This window comes from Burkholderia cepacia GG4 (assembly GCF_000292915.1).
Lineage (GTDB): Bacteria > Pseudomonadota > Gammaproteobacteria > Burkholderiales > Burkholderiaceae > Burkholderia > Burkholderia cepacia_D.
This window is the reverse complement of record NC_018514.1, coordinates 1,540,404-1,564,629: the sequence shown is the minus strand read 5'-3', so window position 1 is coordinate 1,564,629 and position 24,226 is coordinate 1,540,404. Positions and strand designations below refer to the sequence as shown.

At 68.0% G+C, this 24,226-nt stretch carries 20 protein-coding genes; 11 read left to right on the top strand and 9 right to left on the bottom strand.

Translation table 11 applies throughout. From position 1 onward, the window contains the following. Positions 1-184: 184 nt before the first annotated feature. Positions 185-1,711 (bottom strand): CoA-acylating methylmalonate-semialdehyde dehydrogenase, encoded by a 1,527-nt coding sequence (locus GEM_RS22715; RefSeq protein WP_014899743.1) that lies wholly within the window; start codon positions 1,709-1,711, stop codon positions 185-187. A 131-nt stretch (positions 1,712-1,842) separates the two neighbouring features. Next, entirely contained in the window at positions 1,843-3,162 is a 1,320-nt protein-coding gene (locus tag GEM_RS22710) for an MFS transporter (protein WP_014899742.1), read from the bottom strand. Between the two features lie 156 nt (positions 3,163-3,318). Between GEM_RS22710 and GEM_RS22705 the strand changes: the two genes are divergently transcribed. Further along, a complete protein-coding gene (locus tag GEM_RS22705; protein WP_014899741.1) occupies positions 3,319-4,278 on the top strand; it encodes a LysR family transcriptional regulator in 960 nt (319 codons plus the stop codon). A gap of 111 nt (positions 4,279-4,389) precedes the next feature. On the opposite strand, the gene GEM_RS22700 is transcribed toward GEM_RS22705, so the two are convergent. Continuing rightward, a complete protein-coding gene (locus GEM_RS22700) occupies positions 4,390-5,112 on the bottom strand; it encodes a haloacid dehalogenase type II (protein WP_014899740.1) in 723 nt (240 codons plus the stop codon). 304 nt (positions 5,113-5,416) lie between these two features. Between GEM_RS22700 and GEM_RS22695 the strand changes: the two genes are divergently transcribed. After that, positions 5,417-5,644, top strand: a complete 228-nt coding sequence (locus tag GEM_RS22695; RefSeq protein WP_014899739.1) for a hypothetical protein — start codon at positions 5,417-5,419, stop codon at positions 5,642-5,644. A 132-nt stretch (positions 5,645-5,776) separates the two neighbouring features. Here GEM_RS22695 and GEM_RS22690 read toward each other — a convergent pair whose 3' ends face one another. Further along, positions 5,777-6,415, bottom strand: a complete 639-nt coding sequence (locus GEM_RS22690) for a hydrolase (RefSeq protein WP_014897373.1) — start codon at positions 6,413-6,415, stop codon at positions 5,777-5,779. 301 nt (positions 6,416-6,716) lie between these two features. Here GEM_RS22690 and GEM_RS22685 point away from each other — a divergent pair, with 301 nt between their 5' ends. Together GEM_RS22685 and GEM_RS22680 are read left to right on the top strand one after the other, a co-directional pair. After that, positions 6,717-7,610 carry a LysR substrate-binding domain-containing protein gene (locus tag GEM_RS22685; protein ID WP_014899738.1) on the top strand — a complete coding sequence of 298 codons (894 nt, stop codon included), beginning with the start codon at positions 6,717-6,719 and terminating at the stop codon, positions 7,608-7,610. Positions 7,611-7,871: 261 nt separating this feature from the next. Beyond that, positions 7,872-10,121, top strand: a complete 2,250-nt coding sequence (locus tag GEM_RS22680; protein WP_014899737.1) for a putative bifunctional diguanylate cyclase/phosphodiesterase — start codon at positions 7,872-7,874, stop codon at positions 10,119-10,121. A gap of 21 nt (positions 10,122-10,142) precedes the next feature. Here the strand turns inward: GEM_RS22680 and GEM_RS22675 are convergent, their stop codons facing one another. The 3 genes from GEM_RS22675 to GEM_RS22665 form a co-directional block, all read right to left on the bottom strand. Next, a complete protein-coding gene (locus GEM_RS22675) occupies positions 10,143-11,234 on the bottom strand; it encodes a diguanylate cyclase domain-containing protein (RefSeq protein ID WP_014899736.1) in 1,092 nt (363 codons plus the stop codon). Positions 11,235-11,297: 63 nt separating this feature from the next. Beyond that, the gene (locus GEM_RS22670) at positions 11,298-12,302 is read right to left on the bottom strand and encodes a chemotaxis response regulator protein-glutamate methylesterase (RefSeq protein WP_014899735.1); all 1,005 of its coding nucleotides are present in this window, start codon (positions 12,300-12,302) and stop codon (positions 11,298-11,300) included. 358 nt (positions 12,303-12,660) lie between these two features. Next, positions 12,661-12,885 (bottom strand): hypothetical protein, encoded by a 225-nt coding sequence (locus tag GEM_RS22665; RefSeq protein WP_011355611.1) that lies wholly within the window; start codon positions 12,883-12,885, stop codon positions 12,661-12,663. Positions 12,886-13,197: 312 nt separating this feature from the next. Between GEM_RS22665 and GEM_RS22660 the strand changes: the two genes are divergently transcribed. The 4 genes from GEM_RS22660 (at position 13,198) to GEM_RS22645 (ending at position 16,312) form a co-directional block, all read left to right on the top strand. After that, on the top strand, positions 13,198-13,887 hold the full coding sequence (locus GEM_RS22660; RefSeq protein WP_014899734.1) for a DUF969 domain-containing protein: 690 nt from the start codon (positions 13,198-13,200) through the stop codon (positions 13,885-13,887). Next, a complete protein-coding gene (locus GEM_RS22655; RefSeq protein ID WP_014899733.1) occupies positions 13,884-14,834 on the top strand; it encodes a DUF979 domain-containing protein in 951 nt (316 codons plus the stop codon). The genes GEM_RS22660 and GEM_RS22655 overlap by 4 nt, the downstream gene beginning before the upstream one ends. 15 nt (positions 14,835-14,849) lie before the next feature. Next, a complete protein-coding gene (locus GEM_RS22650; RefSeq protein ID WP_014899732.1) occupies positions 14,850-15,872 on the top strand; it encodes a DUF2891 domain-containing protein in 1,023 nt (340 codons plus the stop codon). A gap of 116 nt (positions 15,873-15,988) precedes the next feature. After that, positions 15,989-16,312 (top strand): hypothetical protein, encoded by a 324-nt coding sequence (locus GEM_RS22645; protein ID WP_014899731.1) that lies wholly within the window; start codon positions 15,989-15,991, stop codon positions 16,310-16,312. Between the two features lie 54 nt (positions 16,313-16,366). Here GEM_RS22645 and GEM_RS22640 read toward each other — a convergent pair whose 3' ends face one another. Continuing rightward, complete coding sequence (locus GEM_RS22640) at positions 16,367-18,607, bottom strand: TonB-dependent receptor (protein ID WP_014899730.1); 2,241 nt, start codon at positions 18,605-18,607, stop codon at positions 16,367-16,369. Between the two features lie 321 nt (positions 18,608-18,928). On the opposite strand from GEM_RS22640, the gene GEM_RS22635 reads away from it, so the two are divergent. After that, on the top strand, positions 18,929-19,993 hold the full coding sequence (locus tag GEM_RS22635; RefSeq protein WP_014899729.1) for an asparaginase: 1,065 nt from the start codon (positions 18,929-18,931) through the stop codon (positions 19,991-19,993). 91 nt (positions 19,994-20,084) lie between these two features. Here the strand turns inward: GEM_RS22635 and GEM_RS22630 are convergent, their stop codons facing one another. Continuing rightward, positions 20,085-21,059, bottom strand: coding sequence for a LysR family transcriptional regulator (locus GEM_RS22630; protein WP_014899728.1), 975 nt, complete (start codon positions 21,057-21,059; stop codon positions 20,085-20,087). A 155-nt stretch (positions 21,060-21,214) separates the two neighbouring features. Here GEM_RS22630 and aspA point away from each other — a divergent pair, with 155 nt between their 5' ends. Next, on the top strand, positions 21,215-22,621 hold the full coding sequence (gene aspA, locus GEM_RS22625; protein ID WP_014899727.1) for an aspartate ammonia-lyase: 1,407 nt from the start codon (positions 21,215-21,217) through the stop codon (positions 22,619-22,621). A gap of 102 nt (positions 22,622-22,723) precedes the next feature. Next, complete coding sequence (locus tag GEM_RS22620) at positions 22,724-24,220, top strand: amino acid permease (protein WP_014899726.1); 1,497 nt, start codon at positions 22,724-22,726, stop codon at positions 24,218-24,220. Positions 24,221-24,226 lie beyond the last annotated feature (6 nt).

Below are 24,226 nucleotides of genomic sequence, written 5' to 3'. Positions count from 1 at the left end.
GGCGCTTTAGCGCTTAGTCTGGTCCCATGCTTTGCGGTCGACCGGACTTGGCGTTTTAGCGCTTAATCCGGTCCCATGCTTTGCGGTCGACCGGACTTGGCGTTTTAGCGCTTAATCCGGTCCCATGCTTCGCGGTCGACCGGACTTGGCGCTTTACCGCTTAGTCCGGCCCCATCCTTCGCACTCAGCGCAGCGCGATCGTCGTGTTCACGCCGCCGGCCGTCGCGTCGTCGTCGAACCAGCGCGCGGTGACCGTCTTGGTCTGCGTGTAGAACTGCACGACCTGCTTGCCGTACGGGCCGAGATCGCCGAGCTTCGAGCCGCGCGAGCCGGTGAAGCTGAAGTAGGGGACCGGCACCGGGATCGGGATGTTGATGCCGACCTGGCCGATGTCGATTTCGCTCTGGAACTTGCGCGCGGCCGCGCCGCTCTGCGTGAACAGGCCGACGCCGTTGCCCATCGGGTTGCGGTTGACGAGCGCGATCGCATCGTCGAGCGTGTCGGCTTCGAGCACGACCACTACCGGCCCGAAGATTTCTTCCTGATAGATCGACATGTCGGTCGTCACGCCCGAGAAGATCGTTGGGCCGACGAAGTTGCCCTGCTCGTAGCCGGGCACCTGCACGTCGCGGCCGTCGAGCAACAGCGTCGCGCCTTCCTTCACGCCCGCGTCGATCAGCGACAGGATGCGTTGCTTCGCCGCCTTCGACACGACCGGGCCTACGTCCGTGCCGGCTTCGGCGCCCGCGTTGACCTTCAGCGCCTTCGCCTTCTCGACCAGATCCGGCAGCCAGTCGCGCGCCTTGCCGACCAGCACGACGACCGACGTCGCCATGCAGCGCTGGCCGGCTGCGCCGAAGCCCGCGCCGACCAGCGCGTTGATCGACTGCTCGCGGTGTGCGTCGGGCAGCACGACCGCGTGGTTCTTCGCGCCCATCATCGACTGCACGCGCTTGCCGTGCTGGCTGCCGAGGTTGTACACGTGGGTGCCGACGCGCGTCGAGCCGACGAACGAGATCGCCTTGATGTCCGGATGCGTGCACAGGCGGTCGACCACGGTCTTGCCGCCATGCACGACGTTCAGCACGCCCTGCGGCACGCCGGCCTCGATCGCGAGCTCGACGAGCTGCATCGTCGACAGCGGATCCTGTTCGGACGGCTTCAGCACGAACGTGTTGCCGCACACGATCGCCATCGGGAACATCCACAGCGGGATCATCCCGGGGAAGTTGAACGGCGTGATGCCGGCGCATACGCCGATCGGCTGGCGCAGCGTGTAGGTGTCGACGCCGCCCGCGACGTTCTCCGCGAATTCGCCTTGCTGCAGCGTGCCGATCGAGCATGCATGCTCGACCACTTCGAGGCCGCGGAAGATGTCGCCTTGCGCATCGGGCAGCGTCTTGCCTTGCTCGGCGGTCAGCGTGTGCGCGATCCGTTCGAGATTGCGGCGCACCAGGTCCTGGAACTTCAGCATGATGCGCAGCCGCGCGCCGATCGGCGTCGTCTTCCAGGTCTGGAACGCGCGCTGCGCAGACGCGATCGCGGCATCGACCTCGTCGAGCGTCGCGTACGGCACGCGGCCGATCACTTCCTGCGTCGCGGGGTTGACGATGTCGCCCCATTCGGCGCTTTGCGACTCGACGAACGCGCCGTCGATCAGCAGCTTGGCGGTGGGCAGGGCGAGGGTGGTCTGGGGAACTGCGGCGTTCATGGAACTCTCCGGGAAACGATGGTGCGTAGAAAAAGGGTGGCCTGCGCCCGCTGCGCGTGCATGCACGGCGGACGGCAGGTCGATCTGAACCTTGAAATCGGGCAAATGCGGACCGGTGCGTCGAGCGACGCTCAAGCGCGTGCCGGCCGCATCAATGCGGTACACACGAGCGCGAACACGCCGAAGCCGACGAGGTACGCGATCACGTAGTGAGGCTGGCCGCCGCCGGCCTTGAGCAGCGACGTCGCGATCATCGGCGCGAAGCCGCCGCCGATCACGCCGGCGAGCTGCACCGACAGCGAGATGCCGCTGTAGCGGATTTCCGCCGGGAACTGCTGCGCGAACAGCAGCGACTCGGGGGCATAAAGAATCGGGAACACGACGCCGAGGCCGAGCACGATCGCCCACCATGCGAGCGACGTCTGTTGCGTGCCGAGCATCATGAAGAACGGCGCGGCGAACGCGCACATCAGCACGAGGCCGATCGCGAACATCCGGCGCTGGCCGATGCGGTCGCTCAGGTGGCCGCACAGCGGCATCGTGACGAGCGACAGCGCCGCGCCGGCCGTGATCGCATGCAGCATCTCGGCCTTCGGCAGATGCAACTGCTGCGTCGCATAGGCGAGCGCGAACGTGACGACCATGTAGAACCAGGTGTTCTCGGCAGCGCGCGCGCCGACGATCGTCAGTACCTCGCGCGGATGGCGGCGCAGCGCGGCCGTGACCGGCGACTTCTCGGCCTTGCCCTGGCGCTGCATCTTCTCGAAGTCGGGCGACTCGGGCACCTTCGCGCGGATGAACCAGCCGAGGCCGACCAGCGCGATGCTCGCGAGGAACGGTACGCGCCAGCCCCACGACAGCATGTCGGCGTCCGGCAGCGCGGCCACCGCGGCCATCGCGACCGACGACAGGATCAGCCCGAGCCCGACGCCGGTCTGCGGCAGGCTGCCGAACAGCCCCTTGCGGCCCTTCGGCGCATGCTCGACGGCCATCAGCACCGCGCCGCCCCATTCGCCGCCGACCGCCATCCCCTGCAGGAAGCGCATCGCGATCAGCAGCGCGGCGGCCCAGTAGCCGATGCGGTCGTACGACGGGATCAGCCCGATGATCATGCTCGGCACGCCCATCAGCAGCAGCGTGATCATCAGCATCGACTTGCGGCCGATGCGGTCGCCGAAGTGGCCGAACACGATGCCGCCCATCGGCCGGCCGATGAAGCCGACCGCGAACGTGCCGAACGCGGCGAGCGTGCCGACGACCGGATCGAGCGACGGAAAGAAGATGCGGTTGAACACGAGCGCGGCGGCGGTGCCGTAGAGGAAGAAGTCGTACCACTCGATCGTCGTGCCGGCCATGCTGGCCCAGCCGGCCAGCAGGTAGTGCTGCGCGGTGCGGGCGGGCGCCGGTGCCGCGACGGCTGCATGCTCATCGAGGGTGGATCGGGTCTGCATGGTGTCTCCGTGTTTATTGCCCGTGGCTCGTGGTCCACAGGTCACGGTCGAGTATAGTTATGCGCAGATCCATGATGTACCGACAAGAAAACCGGTTGGATGTGCATTTATGCATATCGACGGCCGGCCCGGAGACTCCTGCCCTTTTTCCCGCCGATGCGATATGCCACCGAGCCGGTTTCCGGCAACCTGAACTGGGACGACCTGCGTTTCTTCCTCGAGGTCGCACGCACGCAGCGCGCGAGCGGCGCGGCGAAGCGGCTCGGCGTCGACTACACGACCGTCGCGCGGCGCATTCGCGTGCTCGAGGCCGCGATGGGCACGCTGCTGTTCGACAAGTCGCGCTCCGGCGGCTTCACGCTGACGGCCGAGGGGCAGCGGCTCGTCGCCTACGCGGACGCGATGGAGACGACCGTGCAGTCCGCGTGCGACCAGGTCGCGAATACCGGCGAGGCGCTGTCGGGCCACGTGCGGATCGGGTCGACCGAAGGGTTCGGCTGCTTTTTCCTCGCACCGCAACTCGCGCGGTTCCGCGTCGCCCATCCGCATGTGACGGTCGACCTGCTGCCGGTCCCGCATTTCGTGAACCTGCCGAAGCGCGAGGCCGACCTCGCGATCACGCTCGAGCGGCCGGAGCGCGGGCCTTACGTGGTCACGAAGCTGTGCGACTACCAGTTGCGGCTCTATGCGACGCGCGAGTATCTGGCGAACCACGAGCCGATCACCTGCACCGACGATCTCGCGCGGCACGCCTTCATCAGTTACGTCGACGATCTCGCGTTCAGCAGCGAATTGCTGTACCTGGAGCGCGCGGTGCCCGGCGCGACGGCCGGGCTGCGCACGACGAGCGTGATCGCGCAGGTGTTCGCGGCGCTGCAGGGCGGCGGGCTGGCGATCCTGCCGTGCTTCATGGCGGCCACGCAGCCGGCGCTCGTGCCGGTGCTGCCGGATGAGGTGGTCGTCACGCGCTGCTTCTGGCTGACCTGCCGCGAAGATTTGCGCAAGCTGCGGCGCGTGACGGCGCTGTGGGATTACCTGCGCGCGGCGGCGGACGCGAACCGGGCATTGTTGATGGGGGAGTCGGAGCGGCTTCGATTCGTCGGGGATCCGGATTAGCGGATGACGAACGTGGCGGCACAGCGCCGGTGGCGCGGGCGGGCGCAGCGACCAGCCGTCCCGTCCGCCAGGTATCGCGAGCGCCGGCGCGTCGTCATGCGCCGCTGACACTTAGCCCGCGCAACCGAGCCGCTCCGCAAGTTCGTGCAGGTCCTTGACGTCGAAGTCCCACGCATCGTCGGCCTTCAGGTCCGTCGTCTGGTTCGGCCCATGTTCGGTCGGCCGCAGCACGAACGCGGTCGACAGCCCGAGCTGCCGCGCGGCCGCGAGATCGCCGTTGTGCGCGGCGACCAGGCACAGCTCGGCCGGCTCGACGCCGAGGATCTCGACCGCGTCGGTATAGACCTTCGGCGACGGCTTGTACGCATGGGCGACTTCGGCGCCGAGAATCGCGTCCCACGGCAGCCCCCCATGTTTCGCGACGTCGATCATCAGCCGGATATTGCCGTTCGACAGCGGCGCGATCACGTAGCGCTGCTTCAGCCGATGCAGCGCGGTGACGGAATCGGGCCACGGATCGAGCCGGTGCCATGCGAGGTTGAGCGCGTCGATCTCCGCGTCGGGCACGCCGTCGATGCCGTAGCGGTCGAGCGTGCGCACGAGGTTCTCGCGATGCAGCACGTCGAGCCGCACGTAGCGCCTGCGCCCGCTGCGGATTTCCTCCATCGACGGCGAATACTCGCGCCGCCACGTATCGGCGAATGCGAACGGATCGAGATCCGGCGCATGGCGCGCCAGGAATGCGGCGGCATCGCGCGCGACGCCGTTTCTCCAGTCGACGATCGTTCCGAATACATCGAAAACGAGCGCCTTGATGTCGGCAGGGTTCGTCATGGGATTCCGTGCAGGTCGGTCGATGGGGACGCGCAGCGCTGCGTTGCCGCAACGCGCGACGCCGGTTCGAATGACATTGGATCACGTATTCGCACACGCGGCTGGCCGCTGAAGCGCGCGGCGCGGCATCGACGATGCGGCGTCGCGCATCGATCGCGAGCGGGACAAGCCGGCGTGCCAGCCCCGGTCACGGGTCTTCGACCCTGACTTCCGGCACATTCCGGCCCGCGAGCGCGGCGCCTACGCTGGCCTTGTCGCCGGTGCGTGCCGGTGGCGTTCCTCCACCAACCGACAAGGACATGCCATGCCGACCATCTCAGTCTACGGGTTCAATCCGGGCGGCGGCCCGAGCCAGCTCAGCGCGGAAGCCACGCGCGACAACCTCAACGAGGACCATCCGGCGTGGGCCGTGGCGCTGGCCTACACCGCGAGCACCACGACGGCCGTCTTCACGTCGGCTACCGCGTCCGATGCGGCGCTCAGGCAGGCCCTGGAGACGGCTTACCCGTCGGCGAGCTACCACGTGGTCTGAGTCCGATGACGCGCGCCCCGCCCGGGCCGGTCGGCTCGGGCGGGGCGCTCGGTGTGCTGCGGGGTGCACGCTTGCGGCTTCGACGTGCGCCGTATTCGCGCCGTATTTACCGCAATCGCGTGCCGGCCGGAATCAGCTCTTGTCGTACGAGAACTGGATGCCTGCGGTGCCGCCGGTTTCGATGAACAGGTTGATGAACGCCGGGACGGTTGCGCTGCGGGCCCAGTCGCGCTGCAGTTCGCAGAACAGCTGCGCGACGCTGATCATCTGGCCGCCGGCCTGCTCGATGCGGCGCAGCGCGGCTTCGTGCGCGGCGACCGACGTGCCGCCGACCGCGTCGACGACCACATAGACCTCGTAGCCGGCCTTCAGCGCGTCGAGCGCCGGGAAGGTCAGGCACGCCTCGGTCCACAGCGCGGTCATGATCAGTTTCTTGCGGCCGGTGGCTTCGACGGCCTTGCGGAACTCGACGTCTTCCCACGAGTTGATGCTGGTGCGGTCGTAGGTCGGATAGCCTTCGAGCGCGGCGCGCAGTTGCGGGATCGGCGGCTTGTTCAGGCCGGTCTGCACGTTGACGGTCGAGTGGACGATCGGCAGGTTGTACGCGACCGCGGCCTTCGATGCACCGACGATGTTGTTGATCAGCAGCTGGCGATCCATCGATGCGATGGAGTTCACCTGGACCGGCTGGTAATCGATGACGATGAACGCCGCGTTCTGCGGGGTGAGCAGGTGGTCGTTCGCGGGATCGCGAATCGGTTCGCTTGCCATGGTTGCCTCCAGAGACAGAGCAGGAAGTGAGAAAAATCCCGAGGGTCCAGGGTGGGGCGGCCGCGGCGTCGGGATCGTCGTCGCGGCGGTGCGCCCGTGCTGTCGCAAACGTCCGGCTGCGAGTGCGCCGCGGGCGAATGCTCCAAGCTTAGTCAATCGGTTCGGCGCGCGAGGGACCCGTTCGGGAAAATTTCCGGTCGCCGCGACAAACTCGATCCACATCGAAGAAAGATGCTATTCGCGCAACAACCGACTATCCAGTCCCTTAGAATGCCGTCAGTGTTCTATGAATGGAACAATCATGAATGACCTGAACGACCTCTACTATTTTGTGAAGGTGGTCGAGCACGGCGGATTCACCCAGGCGGGGCGCGCGCTGGATGTCCCGAAATCGACGCTGAGCCGGCGCGTCGCCGCGCTGGAAGCGCAATACGACGTGCGGCTGCTGCAGCGGACCACGCGTCATTTCACGGTCACGGAAACCGGCCGTGAGTTTTACGAGCGCTGCCTCGCGGTGCTGGTCGAAGCCGACGCGGCACGCGAGGTGATCGAGCGCCGGCATGCGGAGCCGCGCGGCATCGTGCGCGTGAGTTGCCCGACCGCGCTGCTCGAATATCGGGTGAGCGAACTGGTCGCGCGCTTCATGGCGGTCCATCCGGACGTGCAGGTGCATCTCGAAGCGACGAACCGTCGCGTCGACCTGCTGAGCGAGGGCTTCGACCTCGCGCTGCGCGTGCGCTTCCCGCCGCTGGAGGACAGCGACCTGGTGATGCGCATCCTCGGCGACAGCCCGCAGCGGCTGGTCGCCGCGCCGCACTGGCTGGACGGGCGCACCGTGCCGACGGACCCGGCCGAGCTGGCCGGCGAGCCGAGCCTCGACTGGGGGCCCGCGCGCCATCACGTGTGGCAACTGGTCGGGCCGAACGGCGAGCAGGCACAACTGCGTCACCACCCGCGCTACATCTCCGACGACATGCACGCGCTACGCGACGCGGCGGTTCACGGCGTCGGGATCGTGCAGCTGCCGTGCATGGTCGTCGAGGACGACCTGCGCGACGGCACGCTGATCGACGTGCTGCCGGGATGGGCGCCGAAGGGCGGCGTGATTCACGCGGTGTTTCCGTCGCGACGCGGGCTGCTGCCGCGCGTGCGGCTGCTGATCGACTTCCTTGCCGAACACATCCGCAAGGACTGATGGCGGCCGCCCGGTTCTGCGTGCCGAATTCATCTGATGAATCTGGCCCGGCCGGCACGCTGGACGCACCGCGCGTAAACCCCTGATGCGTGCGGATACGCTGGCGGGCGCGGATTGGTGTTAAATGTACGTTGGCGTGCCTTGGCTGGCGCGCGATTGGGGGCGCACCGGGGGCGAGTCAATCCGGGGCGATACACGGCACGAAGAATCGATTACGAATCGGGCGCATCAGACCCGGTCGAACTGACGGCAGGGTTCATCTTGAATACCGAACCGCAAAGTTCTCGCTACAGCCTCGGCCTCGCAGCGGAAGTCCTCGCGTCCGAGCAAAGCGTGCTGAGGCTGATCACGCGCAACACACCGCTGCCGGAACTGCTCGTCGAGGTGTGCCGGCGCGCCGAGGCACTGCTCGGCGAGGGGGCGTCGTGCACGATCCTGCTGCTCGACGCGGACGGCGTGCACGTGCACGTCGGCGCCGCACCGTCGCTGCCCGCGCAGTACAGCGCCGCGATCGAAGGCGCGTCGATCGGGCCCGCCGCCGGCTCGTGCGGCACGGCGATGTACGAGCGCCGGATGGTCGCCGTCGAGGACATCGAAACCGATCCGCTGTGGGCAGCATTTCGTTCGATCGCGTTGCCGCTCGGCTTGCGCGCGTGCTGGTCGGTGCCGTTTCTGGACGACACGGGCACCGTGCTCGGCGCGTTCGCCGTCTATCACCGCACGTCGCGGCGGCCGAGCGACGAGGAAACCGACCTGCTGCGCGATATCGGCAACAGCGTCGGCCTCGCGGTCCACCAGGACTCGATCGCGCGACAGCTCGCACGCAGCGAGGAACACCACCGCCTGGTCGTCAATAGCCTGAACGAAGGCATCCTCGTCGTGTCGCGCGACGGCGTGGTGATCGCGAGCAACCCGAGCGCCAACCGGATGATGCGCGTGACGGGCGAGCTCGTCGGCCGCCGGCTGTCGACGGTGGTCCTGTACAAGCTGCGCGAGGACGGTACGCCGCTCCCGCCGGACGACTGGCCGAGCCGGCTCGCGTTCAGCACCGCCACGCCGATGCTCGACTACTCGGTCGGCTTCGGGCTCGCGGACGGCGCCATCATCTGGGTGCGCGGCAACGCGGTGCCGATCGTGAAGCCGGGCGAGACGGAGCCCGAATCGGTGCTCGTGTCGTTCCACGACATCGGCCCCGTGCGCGAAGCGCAGCAGCAACTTCGCTACCTGGCGACGCGCGATGCGCTGACGGGGCTCTACAACCGACGCTGGTTGTCCGACCGGATGCGCGAGCTGTTCGGCGCGCGCGATGCGGCGGACGGGCCCGCGCGCGTCGCGATCCTGTTCATCGATCTCGTCGGTTTCAAGAAGGTCAACGACACGGCCGGCCACGACGCGGGAGACGCGCTGCTGCGCAGCGTCGCCGCGCGGCTCTCGGCGTGCGGCGGCGGCCGGCACGCGCTTACGCGCGTCGGCGGCGACGAGTTCGTGATCCTGGTCGACGACTGCGACGATCCCGACGAGCTGGCCGTGCTGGCGAACGAGGTGATCGACACGATCGCAAAGCCGTTTGCGATCGCGAACAACGAGTACTGGCTCGGCGTATCGATCGGGATCAGCGTCGCGCCGCGCGACGGCGACGATGCGGTCACGCTGATGCGCAACGCCGATTCGGCGATGTACGACGCGAAGCAGCGCGGCCGCAACCACTACACGTTCTTCACCGCGCAGCTGAACCTGCGCCTGCAGCGCCGCTTCGCGATCGAGCAGTCGCTGCGGCGCGCGCTCGCGTCGGACGCGCTACGGCTCGCGTACCAGCCGGTCGTCGACGCGCGCAGCGGCCGCACGGTCGGCGCCGAAGCGCTGCTGCGCTGGACGAGCCCCGAGCTCGGTCCGATGTCGCCGGCGGAGTTCATCCCGGTCGCGGAAGACACGGGGCTCATCGTCGCGATCGGCCAGTGGGTGCTCGAAACCGCCTGCCGGCAGGCCGCCGAATGGCGCCGCACCATCGCGCCCGACCTGATGGTGGCGGTCAACCTGTCACCGCGGCAGTTCCACGAAGGGCTCGTCGAGTCGGTCGAGCGCTGCCTCGCGCAGACGCGGCTCGATCCGGGCGCGCTCGAACTCGAGATTACCGAAGGACTGCTGATGAACGACACGGACACCGTGCTGCCGATGCTCGAGGCGCTGACGGACATGAACGTGCGGATCTCGGTCGACGATTTCGGCACCGGCTATTCGTCGCTCGCGTACCTGAAACGCTTTCCGTTGCACAACCTGAAGGTCGACCGCTCGTTCGTGTCGGGCGTGCCCGATCATCGCGATTCCGTCGCGATCACGCAGGCCGTCGTCGCGATGGCGCATTCGCTCGGGATGAAGGTCACCGCGGAAGGTGTCGAGACCGAGGCGCAGTCGTGGTTCCTGCGGCAGATCGGTTGCGACATGCAGCAGGGCTACCTGTTCGGCCGGCCGCTCGACCCGACCGACTACGCGCGCCGGCTCGCCACCATGTAGGCGCCGCGCCGGCGCCGGCGCTCAGTCGAAGCCGCCGCCGAACGGCGGGACGGGCTGCGCGGGCCGCGCATCGATCTCGACGCGGTTCTTGCCGTCGTGCTTCGCGCGATACAGCGCGCGGTCGGCCGCTTCGATCAGCGCCGTCGTCGGCAGGCCGGGGGCCGGCACGATGCTCGCGCCGCCGATGCTGATCGTCACGTAGCGGCCCGTCGACGAATGCGCGTGCTCGAGCCGCAGCGCCTCGATCGCGAGCCGGATCTTCTCGCCGAGCAGCCGCGCCGCGCCTGGCGACGTGACCGGCATCACCACCGCGAATTCCTCGCCGCCGAAGCGTGCGGCGAGATCGCCGGACTGCCCGAGACAGCGCTCGATGGTCGACGCGACCTGCTTGAGCACGCTGTCGCCCGATACGTGCCCGTAGGTGTCGTTGTACAGCTTGAAGTTGTCGACGTCGATCATCAGCAGCGACAGCTCGCTGCGCTCGCGCGCGCCGCGCCGCCATTCGGCGGCCAGGTATTCGTCGAGATAGCGCCGGTTCGACAGCCCGGTCAGGCCGTCCGAATGCGTGAGGCGCCGCAGTTCGAGGTTGGCCTCGAGCAATTGCTGCTGCGATTGCCGCAGCGCGCGATAGGCCTCGTCGCGCTGCAGCAGGTTCATGTACGAGCGCGAGTGGTAGCGGATCCGCGCGGCGAGCTCGATGCGGTCGGGCAGTTTCACGAGGTAGTCGTTTGCGCCGATCGCGAACGCGGCGCTCTTGATGATCGGCTCTTCCTGCGTCGACAGCACGATGATCGGCACGTCGCGGGTCGCCGGATTCGCGCGGTACGCCTTCACGAGGCTCAGCCCGTCGGTGCCGGGCATCACGAGATCCTGCAGGATCACGGTCGGCCGTGTCTCGATCGCGGTGGCCAGCGCGTCGTCCGAACGCGGACAGTAGTGGAAGTCGATGCCTTCCTCGTCGACGAGCGCGCGCCGCACGGCTTCCGCGACGATCGTCTGGTCGTCGACCAGCAGGACCATCACGGGAGCGTCGGCGTGCGGCGTGGGCGGCACGTGCGCGGCGTCGAACACCGCATGCAGGCCGCCGGGTGGGCGGGTGAGGTCGCTAGTCATGATTGATGCAGGGTCGCGCCATGGCTGCGATGGGTGTGGCAGGGTTTCATCCATTCTTCAGGCTCAGATCCGCGCGAGTGCCGCCAGCTCGCCCGCGATGCGCTCGAGCGGCAGGATCGCGCGTGCGGCGCCGAGCGTCGCGGCCGCTTTCGGCATCCCGTAGACGGCGCTCGTCGCCTCGTCTTGCGCGATCGTATGGTAGCCCTTCATCCGCAGCGCCTTCAGGCCGATCGCGCCGTCGCGACCCATGCCCGTCAGCAGCACGCCGATCACGCGGCCCGGCCAGTGCTCGGTCAGGCTGTTGAAGAACACGTCGACCGACGGCCGGTACGGCGTGGCGGCCGGCTCGCGGGTGTATTCGAGCGTGCCGGCGCGCGTGATGCGCAGGTGATCGTCGGTCGCGGCAAGCAGCGCGACGCCCGGCTGCGGGCGGTCGCCTTCGCGCGCGACGCGTACGGTCAGCGAGGTCTGGCCGTCGAGCCATTGGGCCATTCCTTCGGCGAACGCGCGGTCGACGTGCTGCACGATCACGATCGGCGCAGTGAAGTCGGCCGGCAGGCTGCCGAGAATCGACGCGAGCGCGCCGGGGCCGCCGGCGGACGCGCCGATCGCGATCAGCGGCCCGCCGCCGGTGCGGACGGGCGTGCCGGGCGCGCGGACGCCGCCGGGCGCGTCGAGCAGGCGGCCGATCTGGTCGATCTTCGCGAGCAGCAGGCGCGCGGTGTCGCCGGCCGCGCCTTCGCCGAGGCGCGGCGTGTCGACCGCGTCGAGCGCGCCGGCGCCCATCGCTTCGAACACGCGCCACGCGTTCGCGCCGATGCAGCTCGTCACGATCAGGATCGCGCACGGGCGGCCGGAGCGCATGATCCGCCGCGTCGCCTCGATCCCGTCGAACTTCGGCATGATCAGGTCCATCAGCACGACGTCGGGAGGCTGCGCGGCGCACAGTTCGACGGCCTGCGCGCCGTCGGTCGCGACCCACAGCACGCGATGCTCGGGCCGGCGCGCGATCGCGCGCCGCATCGCCTCCACGGCAAGCGGGAGGTCGTTGACGATGCCGATGTTCACAAGCGGGGTACTCCGGTCGGTTCGTAGTGTTGGAGATGGGCCGGGTTCATGGAAGGCGGTGCTGCTCCGGCGCCGCCGAACGGCATCGGCGGGCGGACAGCACGGAATTCTTGGTTCGGTTGGGCACGCCCGAATGCTGTCATGCGGCGCGAGCGGCGGCAATCGAAAAAATTGCGCATTGCGTCGATTCCGACCGTTTCTTCTATGGGTGCGGGGTTTTCGGCCGGTCGGGCAGCCGCACGGGATGCCATGCGGCGGTCCGGAACCGGGCCGCCGGCGCGGGCCGCGCACGCGCGCAAGCGTCGACGAGCCGGCCGCGCAACGGCCGGCACATCGAGCCCGGCGCCCAATGCGTCGTTCAATGGCTGCGCGCGTACCCCTGGATCAGCGCGCGCATCATCCCTTCGACCGTCGCGTCGAGCAGGTCGGTTTCCTGCTCGGATTCCTCGACGAGCGCGGCGTAGGCGGTGGCGAGCGTCACGCGGTCGACCTCATGGCGCTGTTCCATCAGCGTCACCATCCCGTCCTTCGCCAGATGAGCGGAGAACGCGCGGCTGCCGATGGTCTGGAATACGTCAATCATGGCGGCTCTCCCGTACGGTTCGATGCCTTCCAGTTTAGTCGGCGCACCGGCGCTCCGCCACGCGCGGCGGTGCGCACGACCCGGAAACGGCGGGCCGCCGTGCGTCGACCGCGCGCCGCCGAATGTTCGGACGAAACGCCGTCGACATGCGGCCGGTGCAAGGTCGCGGCAAGCTTCAACGTTTACCCGATGCATCAAATTGTCGACTTTTTATCGATAAAGTCTCGTGTTAGATTTTGCGGCCTGAACCCGGTCGAAACCGGGCGGGCGGCGCCTGTTCGCGGCGCCGCGCATCCAACACAAGGAGGGGCAATGCTGGTGCTGATTGGGGTGCCGATCGTCGTGATCGGCTTCGCGCTGCGCTTCAACGCGCTGCTGGTGGTCACGATCGCGGGGCTCGCGACGGGGCTGGCAGGCGGCATGAATCTCGTCGACATCGTCAGCGCGTTCGGCAAGGCGTTCACCGACAACCGCTACATGGGGCTGATCTGGCTCACGCTGCCGGTGATTGCGTTGCTCGAGCGCAACGGGCTCAAGGAGCAGGCGAAGCGGATGATCTCGCGGGTGCAGGCGGCGACCACGGGCCGCGTGCTGATGCTGTACTTCGTGCTGCGCCAGGTGACTGCCGCGCTCGGGCTCACGTCGCTCGGCGGCCACGCGCAGATGGTGCGGCCGCTGATCGCGCCGATGGCCGAGGCCGCCGCCGTCAGCCGGCACGGCGACCTGCCCGAAGCGGTACGCCAGCAGATCCGCGCGCACGCGTCGGCCGCCGACAACGTCGCCGTGTTCTTCGGCGAGGACATCTTCATCGCGATCCAGTCGATCCTGCTGATCAAGGGCTTTCTCGAGCAGAACGGGATCGCGATCGAGCCGCTGCACCTGTCGGTCTGGGCGATCCCGACCGCGGTCGCCGCGCTGCTGATCCACTGCGCGCGGCTCGCGCTGCTCGACCGGCGACTGTCGCGCGGCTTCGGGCTGTTGGGGCAGGAGGGCGCGCGATGATCGGTCTCGAACCGCTGTATACGCTCGCCGGCCTGATGTTCGCCGCGTTCGCGTGCTTCAACCTGACGGATCGCACGAACCCGCGCCGCGTTTTCAATTTCGCGTTCTGGGCGATCTACGCGCTCACGTTCCTGTTCGGCGCGCTGCTGCCGCACTTCGTGACGGGCTGCCTCGCGATCGCGCTCGCGCTGATCGCGGGCTCGGGCAAGCTCGGACGCGGCAAGTCGGACGAAGCCGGCCACGCGGCGGCCGCGCGGCGCGACGCGAAGGCGCTGCGCTTCGGCAACCGCCTGTTCCTGCCGGCGCTGCTGATTCCCGTCGTCACGCTGATCGGCACGTTCGCGCTGAAGCGGGTGCCGTTCGTCGATCCGAAGAGCGTGACGCTGATCTCGCTCGTGCTCGGCACGCTCGTCGCGTTCGCCGTCGCGCTCGTGATGCTGCGCGATTCGCCGGTTCATGCGCTGAAGGAGGCGCGTCACACGATGGACGCGGTCGGCTGGGCCGCGATCCTGCCGCAGATGCTCGCGGCGCTCGGCGCGCTGTTCGCGGTCGCGGGCGTCGGTGGCGTGGTGTCGGGGCTCGTGAAGGACTGGGTGCCGATCGACTCGCCGTTCGCGGTCGTCGCTGCCTATACGGTCGGCATGGCGCTGTTCACGATGATCATGGGCAACGGGTTCGCGGCGTTCCCGGTGATGACGGCCGGCATCGGCCTGCCGCTCATCGTCCACCAGTTCCACGGCAACCCGGCGATCCTCGGCGCGATCGGGATGCTGAGCGGCTTCTGCGGTACGCTGATGACGCCGATGGCCGCGAATTTCAACATCGTGCCGGCGGCGCTGCTCGAACTGAAGGACAAGAACGGCGTGATCAAGGCGCAGTGGCCGACCGCCGTGCTGCTGCTGGCCGTGAACACGCTGCTGATGTACGCGTTCGTATTCCGCTTCTGACGAGATGAGATGCCCATGACCGACCGATTGACCCCCGAACTCGCCTCGAAATTCGCGTCGCTCGCGCTCGCGCACCTGACCCGCGAATATCCGAACAAGCTCACGCATTCGCTCGAAGGCCCGCACGACGTGCAGGGGCCGCGCGCGCTGCACCCGATCTTCTACGGCAGCTACGACTGGCATTCGTGCGTGCACGGCTACTGGCTCGTGCTGCGCCTGCTCGAACGCTACCCGGCGCTGCCGGAGGCCGAGCGGATCATCGCGGTCGTCGATGCACATTTCACCGACGCGAACGTCGCCGGCGAACGCGCGTATCTCGCGCTGCCGCACAACAGCGGCTTCGAGCGGCCTTACGGATGGGCCTGGCTGCTGGCGCTGTCGGCGCAACTGGAGCGGCTCGCGCTGAAGGGTGTGGTGCCGCAGGCCGCGCGCTGGACGAAGACGATGGTGCCGCTCACCGACCTGTTCGTGGCGCGTTTCGAGACCTTCCTGCCGAAGGCGACCTATCCGCTGCGGGTCGGCACGCACTTCAACACCGCGTTCGCGCTGGCGCTTGCGCTCGACTTCGCGCGCGCGACGCAGCGCGACGGGCTCGCGGCGCTGATCGTCGATACCGCGACACGCTGGCACCTGGACGATGTCGCGTGTCAGGCGTGGGAGCCGTCGGGCGACGAGTTCCTGTCGCCCGCGCTGATGGAGGCGGAGCTGATGCGGCGCGTGCTGCCGGCCGCCGAATTCGACGGCTGGTTCGCGCGTTTCCTGCCGGATCTCGCGCGCGGCGAGCCGGCGACGCTGTTCGTGCCGGCGACGGTCAGCGACCGCAGCGATGGCAAGATCGCGCACCTGGACGGGTTGAACCTGAGCCGCGCGTGGTGCCAGCGCTCGCTCGCCGGCGCGCTGCCGGACGGCGACGCGCGGCGCGCGAAGCTGATCGATGCGGCCGACCGGCATCTCGCGAGCGCGCTCGCGCACGTGGCCGGCGACTACATGGGCGAGCACTGGCTCGCGACGTTCGCGCTGCTGGCGCTCGACGCGTAACGCGCAAAACCCGCGCCGGCGGCAAGGTCATGCGAGCGCGGCTATACTCGCCGCTCGGGTCGCTGCGCGCCGCATGGGTTGCGTGCAGCGGCCATCCGCCAGTTCACCGCCTCGTCATGGACAAGCTGATTGCCTACGTCGCCGCGATCCACGGGCTCGCCGGCCCGGTTTCGATCGTGTCGCACGCCACGTCGCACGACCGCTGGACCGACGATGATGTCGAGGTCACGCGCGACGAAACCGAATACCGCTTCGACAACGGTGCGATCGTGCGCCGCTCGGTCGAGCAGGACCGCGCACCGTCGGACCTGCTGTGCGCCGAATGCTGGATCGACTACGACGTGGTCCGCCATCCCGATGCGCAGCCGATCAGCCCGTCGCGGCTGACGTTCGACAACGCGTGCCGGGAGACTTTCTGGCTGCGTTACCACCTGGCGTGAACCCGGGCGTGGGTGCCCGGGGCTGCGTCGGCGGCAACGCCGCCGACCACCGCGTCACTGATAGAAGTTGAGCGTGACCATCGCCGAACGGCCCGGCGCCCACGTCGCGTAGATCGGATACGCGCTCGCGTAATACTTCTTGTCGAACAGGTTCTGCACGTTCAGCTGAACGTCCATCGTCTTGTTCACGCGCCAGGTCGCGGCTGCGTCGAAGCGCGCATAGCCAGGCGTCCATTTCTTCGTCGTCGCCGACACCGACGCATAGGTCTGGCTCATCACCGTCGCGCCCGCGCCGAGCGTCAGCTTCGGCATCACGTCGTAGCTCGTCCACAGCGTGAAGTTGTGCTTCGGCACCATCACCATCGGCAGGCCCGACGCGCCGGGGCTGCCGGGGCCCGCGTCGGTCGTGATCGCGTTCAGGTACGAGTAGCCGCCGAACACGTGCCACTTCCGCGTCAGGTTGCCCGCGAAGCCGAATTCGAAGCCGCGCACGCGCTGCTTGCCTGCGTTGACGGTGTGGCCGAGCCCATCGCTGACGCGCGCATTGGTCTTTTCGGTCTGGAACAGCGCCGACGTCAGCGACAGCTGATCCTGCAGCACGTCCCATTTCGCGCCGACCTCGATGTTGCGCGAGCGCTCGGGCGCGAGGTCCTGGTTCGTCGCGGTGATCTGGTCGGTGCCGCCGCCCAGGCCCGCGTTCGAGCCCGGCGGGTTCGACGACGTGCCGTACGACGCGTACAGGCTCACGTTGGTCACCGGCTTGAACACGAGGCCGAACTGGTAGCTGAACAGGTTCGACGTGTTCGACAGGTCGGCCACGCCGGCCTGCTTGCCGGTCGTGTCGTAGCGGTCGAAGCGCAGCCCCGTGTTGAACTGCCAGTGCTCGGACAGCTTGACCGTGTCGAAGATGTACGCGGACACGGTATCGGTGCGTGTGTTCGTCGTCGGCCCGGGGAAGCTCTTGTCGCCGTTCAGCACGATGTTGCCGGTCCACGGCATGTTCGGGTTCCAGCCGCCGGCGAGCGGCGTGCAGTTGCCGGCCACTGAGCACGGGCCGCCCGTGCGGATGTTGTTGCCGGCCGAATCCGACACGAGGTAGCCCTCGTAGCGAGATTGCTCATGGCTGAACTCGACGCCGGCCGTCATCGTGTGCTTCATCCCGAACAGGCTCGCGCTGCCGGTCACTTCGGTCTGGTTCGAGAAGCTGTTGAGCGCGTACTTGCCGCTCTTCGCCTGCAAGCCGAGCAGGTTCGGGTTCGACGCGAGGATCTGCGGATTCGTCGCCACGTAGTCGAGCGTCGAGCGCCCGAACATCGTGGTGTTCTTCAGCTTCCAGTCGTCGTTGAGCTTGTGCTCGACGCGTACTTCGCCGGTGTCGGTCTGTCCGTAGCGATAGTCGCGCGTGTTCAGCCCGAAGAACTGCCCGCGATCGGTCGGCACCGGCGTGCCGCCCGATGCGCGGAACGGCACGCTGAAGTCCGGCATGTCGTACGAGTTCATGTGGTAGTAGCTGACCGTGACCGTGGTCGGCGTATTCAGCCCGAACACGATCGACGGCGCGACGCCCCAGCGCTTGTTGTACACGTCGTTGCGGCCGGCCTGGTTCGCGTCGTGGCCCATCACGTTCAGCCGCACGGCCGTCGTGTCGTTGATCTTGTGGTTCGCGTCGACCGTCGCGCGCTTGTAGCCTTCGGTGCCGAAGCCGATGCTGCTGTTGATGAAGTTGTCGTTCTGCGGCGTCTTCGTGACGATGTCGATGCTGCCGCCCACCGAGCCGCGGCCCGCGTACACGGAATCGGGGCCCTTGATCACGCTGATCTGCTCGACGGCGAACGTCTCGCGGTTCTGCACCCCCGAGTCGCGCATCCCGTCGACGAAGATCGAGTTGCGCGATTCGAAGCCGCGGATCACCGGACGGTCGGCCGACGGGTTCGCGGCCGCGTCGCCGCCGAGGAACGTGATGCCCGGCACCGAGCGCAGCGCATCCGCGAACGACGTGACGTTCTTCTCCTTCATCAGTTGCTCGGGGATCACCGTGACCGAGCGCGGCGTGTCGAGCAACGGCGCAGTGAACTTGTACGACGGCGAGCGCTTCACCTGCAGGTCCGACAGCGCGGTCGACTGGACCGCGATCGTCGGCAGCGTCGCCGGCGTATCGGCGGCGGCAGCCGGCTGGCCGGCAGCGGGGGCGGAAGCAGGAGCGGTTTCGGCGGAAGCGAGCAGCGGCGTCAGGAAAACGGAGCAGGTCAGCGCCGATACGAGGGCACGGGGCCTCGTCTTGAACTGGGCGGGCATATCGAGAGGCAGCGGAAATATCGGTGATCGGACGCGTCGTCGCGATGCCGGGGGCAGGCCCGTGACATCGAAAGACGTCAATGTAAATGCGTATGATTCGCGTTAGCGATCGCAATTCTACGAATTATTACGGAATCTGTAAACGATCGAATGGCTTCTGTACTGAATCGGTCAGGTTCTCGTGATCCGCGCGGTGGCTTTGCATCCGGTGCAACACCGCTTTTCATCGACCGATCGGCCCGGCGCACCGGCGAGTCGATACACTGCCGTACCGGTTGCAGGGGCCCCGGCGACCAGGCCCCGATGAAGGAGACAGCACAGATGGACACCCAACGCGCAGCGGTCGTGACGTACCGCGGCAATGCGATCGAGAACACGCACGGCGCCGATGTGGCGGTGGTGGATGCCGGCGGCAGGCTGTTGTTCCGGTTCGGCGATCCGTTCCGGATGACGCTCGCGCGCTCGGCGGCGAAGCCGGCCCAGGCGCTGTCCGTGATCGAGACCGGCGCGCCCGAGCGGTTCGGCTTCGACGACGCGGACATCGCGCTGATGTGCGCGTCGCACAGCAGCGAGGAGCGGCACATCGCGCGCACGCGGGCGATGCTGTCCAAGGTCGACGCGCAGGAGTCGGATTTGCGGTGCGGCGGCCATGCGCCGTTGTCCGACGCGGTGTACCGGTCCTGGATCAAGCGCGACTACACGCCGACCGGCGTCTGCAGCAACTGTTCGGGCAAGCATGTCGGGATGCTGGCCGGCGCGCGGGCGATCGGCGCCGCGATCGCCGACTACCATCTGCCGGACCATCCGATGCAGGTGCGCGTGAAGCAGGTGGTCGCGGATGCGTGCGGCCTGCGCGACGACGAGGTCGACTGGGCGATCGACGGCTGCAACCTGCCGACGCCGGCGTTCTCGCTCGATCGCCTCGCGCGTCTTTATGCGTCGCTGGCTGACGGCGCGGATACGGTGGAAGCCAGCGGTGCAGCGGTCAGCGACCGCGTGCGTGCGCTGGCGCGCATCCACCATGCGATGACGGCCCATCCGGAGCTGGTGGCCGGGGAAGGGCGCTACTGCACGGAGTTGATGAACGCATTCGAAGGGCAGGTCGTCGGCAAGCTCGGCGCGGATGCGTGCTACGGGATCGGCGTGCGCGCATCGGCGCGCACGCGGCAACTCGGCGCCGACGGTGCGCTCGGCATCTCGGTGAAGATCGGGGACGGCAACATCGACGTGCTGTACATGGTGGTCAGCGAACTGCTCGAGCGGCTGCAGATCGGCACCGCCGCGCAGCGCGCGCGGCTGGCCGCGTTCCATCGGCCGCGGATGCTGAACACGCAGGGTGTCGAGATCGGCCGCGCGACGTTCCCGTTCGAATTGCAGCCGGCCTGAACGGCGCGATCGCGCCGATGTCGCCCGCGCGCCATGCGTGCGGCGCACATCGGCGCTTGCGGGCTGACCGGCGCGGCAACGATCGCAGGCGCTATGCGCCCGCGCTGCGAATCTTCGTCAGCTCTGCTTCCGACAACTCGCCGATGTCCGCGAGATGCTCCGCGAGAAAGTCTTTCAGCACGCGCAGCTTCGCCGAACTGCGCCGGTTCGCCAGATACGCGATATAGATGAACTCGCCGGTCAGCTTGTTCTGCAACCGGTAGCGCGGCAGCACGGCCTCGAGCCGGCCGCTCGCGAGCAGGTCGCGCACCAGCCAGATCTCGAACTCGGCGATGCCGAGCCCCGCGCAGGTCGCCTCGAGCAGCAGCTCCGAGTGATCGGTGACGAGGTTGCCGGCCGGCAGCACGCTATGCCGTGCGTCGCCGGCCACGAGTTCCCAGCGCGGATCGCCTTCCGGATGCACGTAGCGCAGGCAGTTGTGCCGCTGCAGGTCATCAGGCGTCGCGGGGCGCCCGCAACGATCGAGATAGCCGGGCGTCGCGCACAGGATGCTGTCGTTGCGCGATAGCCGGTGGACGACGAGGTTGTCCAGATAGTTCTCGCCCTCGTGAATGTCGAGGTCGAACCCGCCGGCGACGAGATCGTTGTGGTTGTCGGTGAGCCGCACGTCGAGCTGGATCGTCGGGTAGCGCGCGAGAAACGGCGCGATCAGCGGCGCGAGATGGCGGCGACCGAACGCGACCGGCGCGGTGAGCTTGAGCGGCCCGCTCGGCCGCGCATTGAGCTCGGCGACGACGCGCAGCGTGTCGTCGAGATCGGCGATCAGCGTGACCGCGCGCTCCAGGTAGATGTGGCCGGCCTCGGTCAGCGTCACGCTGTGCGTCGAGCGATGCAGCAACGCCACGCCCAGCGCCTCCTCGATCGCCGTGATCTTGCGCGCGACGGTCGACGTCGATACGTGCATCTCCTTCGCGACCGCGGAAAAACTCCCCATGTCGACGACTCGCACGAACGCGCGCATCGCACCGAGGTGATCGATGCCGGTGTCTCTCGCTGCTGTTTTCATTCGTTTCTCGCTGTTGCGTCCCACGCAAAACCGCTTTCGATAATACAGAGGCGAGCTTCTTTATGCAAAGGCATAGAATGCGATCCCGTCGTACCGGGAAGCGGCGAACGCAGCCGGTTTCCCGCGGCGGCACGGGACATTTCAGGAGGGGCACCATGACGGAAAACGGCTTCCGCGTCGAAGCAGATCTTTTAGGGAAACGAAGCATTCCGGATTCGGCGTACTACGGCGTCCATACGCTGCGCGCGAAGGAGAACTTCGACATTTCGGGGCGCACGATCGCGTCGCTGCCGTACCTGGTCATGGCGCTCGCGGCCGTGAAGGAAGCCGCGGCCGATGCGAACTGCGAGCTCGGGCTGCTGCCGCGCGCGTATCGCGACGCGATCGCCGCCGCGTGTGTCGAGATCCGCGAAGGCCGGCTGCACGACCAGTTCGTGGTGGACATCATCCAGGGCGGGGCCGGCACGTCGACCAACATGAACGCGAACGAGGTGATCTGCAACCGCGCGCTCGAACTCATGGGGCATGCCCGCGGGCAGTACGAATACCTGCATCCCAACGAGCACGTGAATCTCGCGCAGAGCACGAACGACGTCTATCCGACCGCGATCCGGATCGCGACCTGCTTCGCGGTCGAACACCTGCTCGAGGCGATGGCGCGCCTGCGCGATGCGTTCGCGGAGAAGGCCGACGCGTTCGCGGGCTTCCTGAAGCTCGGCCGCACGCAGTTGCAGGACGCTGTGCCGATGACGCTCGGCCAGGAGTTCTCGACCTACGCGGTGATGGTGACGGAGGACATCGCGCGCCTGCAGGAAGCCGGCTTGCTGATGCGCGAGATCAATCTCGGCGCGACCGCGATCGGCACCGGCATCACTGCGCATCCGCAGTACGCGGAGCAGGCGCTGGCCGCACTGCGCCGCATCACCGGGCTCGACCTGAGCACCGCGCCGAACCTGATCGAAGCGACGCAGGATTGCGGCGCGTTCGTGCAGATCTCGGGCGTGCTGAAGCGGATCGCGGTCAAGCTGTCGAAGATCTGCAACGACCTGCGGCTGCTGTCGAGCGGCCCGCGCGCGGGCTTCGGCGAGATCAACCTGCCGCCGGTGCAGGCCGGCTCGTCGATCATGCCGGGCAAGGTGAACCCGGTGATTCCGGAAGTCGTGAACCAGGTCGCGTTCGAGGTGTTCGGCAACGACCTGACGGTGACCTTCGCCGCCGAGGCCGGGCAGCTGCAGCTCAACGCGTTCGAGCCGGTGATCGCGAGCGCGCTGTTCCGCAGCTTCAGCCACCTGACGGCCGCGTGCACGACGCTCGCGGGCCGCTGCGTGAGCGGCATCACCGCGAACCCCGAGCGGCTGCGCGACACGATGGAGCGTTCGGTCGCGCTCGCCACTGCGCTGAACCCGTACATCGGTTACAAGCGCGCGACCGCGGTGGCCGCCGAGGCGCACGAGAGCGGCAAGTCGATCCGCGAGGTCGTGCTGGCTCACCAGTTGATGACCGACGCGCAACTGGACGAGGCGCTGCAGCCCGAAGCGCTGATCCGCCCGCGCGCGTACTGATTCCGGCCGCGCGGCGCCGGCGCGAGTCGCCGGCGGCTCGCGCGCAGCCGTTCCCGCGGCGCCCGTCGACGGGCGCGACACATCAAGAAACGGAGACACACCATGAAGCACGCCAGCGAGCGCCCGGCCGATACGGCCGGCGGCGCGGATTCCCGTCATGCCGACCGCGATGCGATGTTCGCGTCGCACGAAGCCGGCTATGCGAAGCATCTGAAACCCCGCCACGTGCAGATGATCGCGATGGGCGGTGCGATCGGCACCGGTCTTTTTCTCGGCGCGGGCGGCCGCCTGCAGAGCGCGGGGCCTGCGCTGGCCGTCGTATATCTCGTGTGCGGCGTGTTCGCGTTCCTGATCATGCGCGCGCTCGGCGAGCTCGTGATGCACCGGCCGACCAGCGGCGCGTTCGTGTCGTACGCGCGGGAGTTCATGGGCGAGCGCGCGTCGTTCGTCGCGGGCTGGATGTACTACCTGAACTGGGCGACCACCGGCATCGTCGACATCACCGCGGTCGCGATCTACATGAAGTACTGGGCCGTGTTCTCGGACGTGCCGCAGTGGGTGTTCGCGCTCGGCGCGCTGGGGATCGTGTCGGTGATGAACATGATCGGCGTGAAGGTGTTCGGCGAGATGGAGTTCTGGTTCTCGATCGTCAAGGTGGGGACGCTCGCGTTGTTCCTCGCGGTCGGCGCGGTGTTTCTCGCGAGCGGTCATCCGGTCGCCGGCCAGCTGCCGGGGCTGCACCTGGTCGCGGATCATGGCGGGATCTTTCCGCACGGCATCCTGCCGGCGGTGCTGATCGTGCAGGGCGTCGTGTTCGCGTACGCGAGCATCGAGCTCGTCGGCGTCGCGGCGGGCGAGACCGCCGATGCGCGCAAGGTGCTGCCGAAGGCGATCAACAGCGTGATGTGGCGTATCGCGCTGTTCTACGTGGGCTCGGTCGTGCTGCTGACGATGCTGCTGCCGTGGACCGCCTACAGTGCGCACGAAAGCCCGTTCGTCACGTTCTTCGGCAAGCTCGGCGTGCCGTACGTCGGCACGGTGATGAACGTCGTGGTGCTGACCGCCGCGCTGTCGAGCCTGAACTCCGGCCTCTATTCGACCGGGCGCGTGCTGCGTTCGCTCGCGATGGGCGGCTCGGCGCCGCGCTTCGTGTCGCGGATGAACGCGCGCGGCGTGCCGTACGGCGGGATCCTGGTCACGGTCGCGGTCAATGCGATCGGCGTGCCGTTGAACTACATCGTGCCGGCGCAGGCGTTCGAGATCGTGCTGAACATGGCGTCGCTCGGGATCATCACGACCTGGGGCTTCATCGTGATGTGCCAGATCCTGTTCCGCCGCGCGGTCAATCGCGGCGAGCTGAGCCCGGTGTCGTTCCGGATGCCGGGCGCGCCGTTCACGTCGTGGCTCACGCTCGGGTTTCTCGTCACCGTGCTGGTGCTGATGGCGTTCGACTACCCGGGCGGCACGTGGACCGTCGGGATGATTCCGGTGGTCGTGCTCGCGCTGGTGGTCGGCTGGAAGCTGGCGAAGCGCGGCGCCGCGCGTGAAGCGGCCGCCGCCGCCGCGCCGATCGGCGCCGATCCGGCGAGCAACGTCTGACGATAC

Excerpts from the sequence above, each read along its gene's own strand:
- GEM_RS22650 (WP_014899732.1), top strand. The coding sequence starts at position 14,850 with ATGACCGACCGATTGACCCCCGAACTCGCCTCGAAATTCGCGTCGCTC.
- GEM_RS22695 (WP_014899739.1), top strand. The coding sequence starts at position 5,417 with ATGCCGACCATCTCAGTCTACGGGTTCAATCCGGGCGGCGGCCCGAGC.
- GEM_RS22715 (WP_014899743.1), bottom strand. The coding sequence starts at position 1,711 with ATGAACGCCGCAGTTCCCCAGACCACCCTCGCCCTGCCCACCGCCAAG.
- GEM_RS22630 (WP_014899728.1), bottom strand. The coding sequence starts at position 21,059 with ATGAAAACAGCAGCGAGAGACACCGGCATCGATCACCTCGGTGCGATG.
- GEM_RS22675 (WP_014899736.1), bottom strand. The coding sequence starts at position 11,234 with ATGACTAGCGACCTCACCCGCCCACCCGGCGGCCTGCATGCGGTGTTC.
- GEM_RS22645 (WP_014899731.1), top strand. The coding sequence starts at position 15,989 with ATGGACAAGCTGATTGCCTACGTCGCCGCGATCCACGGGCTCGCCGGC.
- GEM_RS22620 (WP_014899726.1), top strand. The coding sequence starts at position 22,724 with ATGAAGCACGCCAGCGAGCGCCCGGCCGATACGGCCGGCGGCGCGGAT.
- GEM_RS22635 (WP_014899729.1), top strand. The coding sequence starts at position 18,929 with ATGGACACCCAACGCGCAGCGGTCGTGACGTACCGCGGCAATGCGATC.
- GEM_RS22655 (WP_014899733.1), top strand. The coding sequence starts at position 13,884 with ATGATCGGTCTCGAACCGCTGTATACGCTCGCCGGCCTGATGTTCGCC.
- GEM_RS22690 (WP_014897373.1), bottom strand. The coding sequence starts at position 6,415 with ATGGCAAGCGAACCGATTCGCGATCCCGCGAACGACCACCTGCTCACC.
- GEM_RS22700 (WP_014899740.1), bottom strand. The coding sequence starts at position 5,112 with ATGACGAACCCTGCCGACATCAAGGCGCTCGTTTTCGATGTATTCGGA.
- GEM_RS22710 (WP_014899742.1), bottom strand. The coding sequence starts at position 3,162 with ATGCAGACCCGATCCACCCTCGATGAGCATGCAGCCGTCGCGGCACCG.
- GEM_RS22685 (WP_014899738.1), top strand. The coding sequence starts at position 6,717 with ATGAATGACCTGAACGACCTCTACTATTTTGTGAAGGTGGTCGAGCAC.
- GEM_RS22640 (WP_014899730.1), bottom strand. The coding sequence starts at position 18,607 with ATGCCCGCCCAGTTCAAGACGAGGCCCCGTGCCCTCGTATCGGCGCTG.
- GEM_RS22660 (WP_014899734.1), top strand. The coding sequence starts at position 13,198 with ATGCTGGTGCTGATTGGGGTGCCGATCGTCGTGATCGGCTTCGCGCTG.
- GEM_RS22665 (WP_011355611.1), bottom strand. The coding sequence starts at position 12,885 with ATGATTGACGTATTCCAGACCATCGGCAGCCGCGCGTTCTCCGCTCAT.
- aspA (WP_014899727.1), top strand. The coding sequence starts at position 21,215 with ATGACGGAAAACGGCTTCCGCGTCGAAGCAGATCTTTTAGGGAAACGA.
- GEM_RS22705 (WP_014899741.1), top strand. The coding sequence starts at position 3,319 with ATGCGATATGCCACCGAGCCGGTTTCCGGCAACCTGAACTGGGACGAC.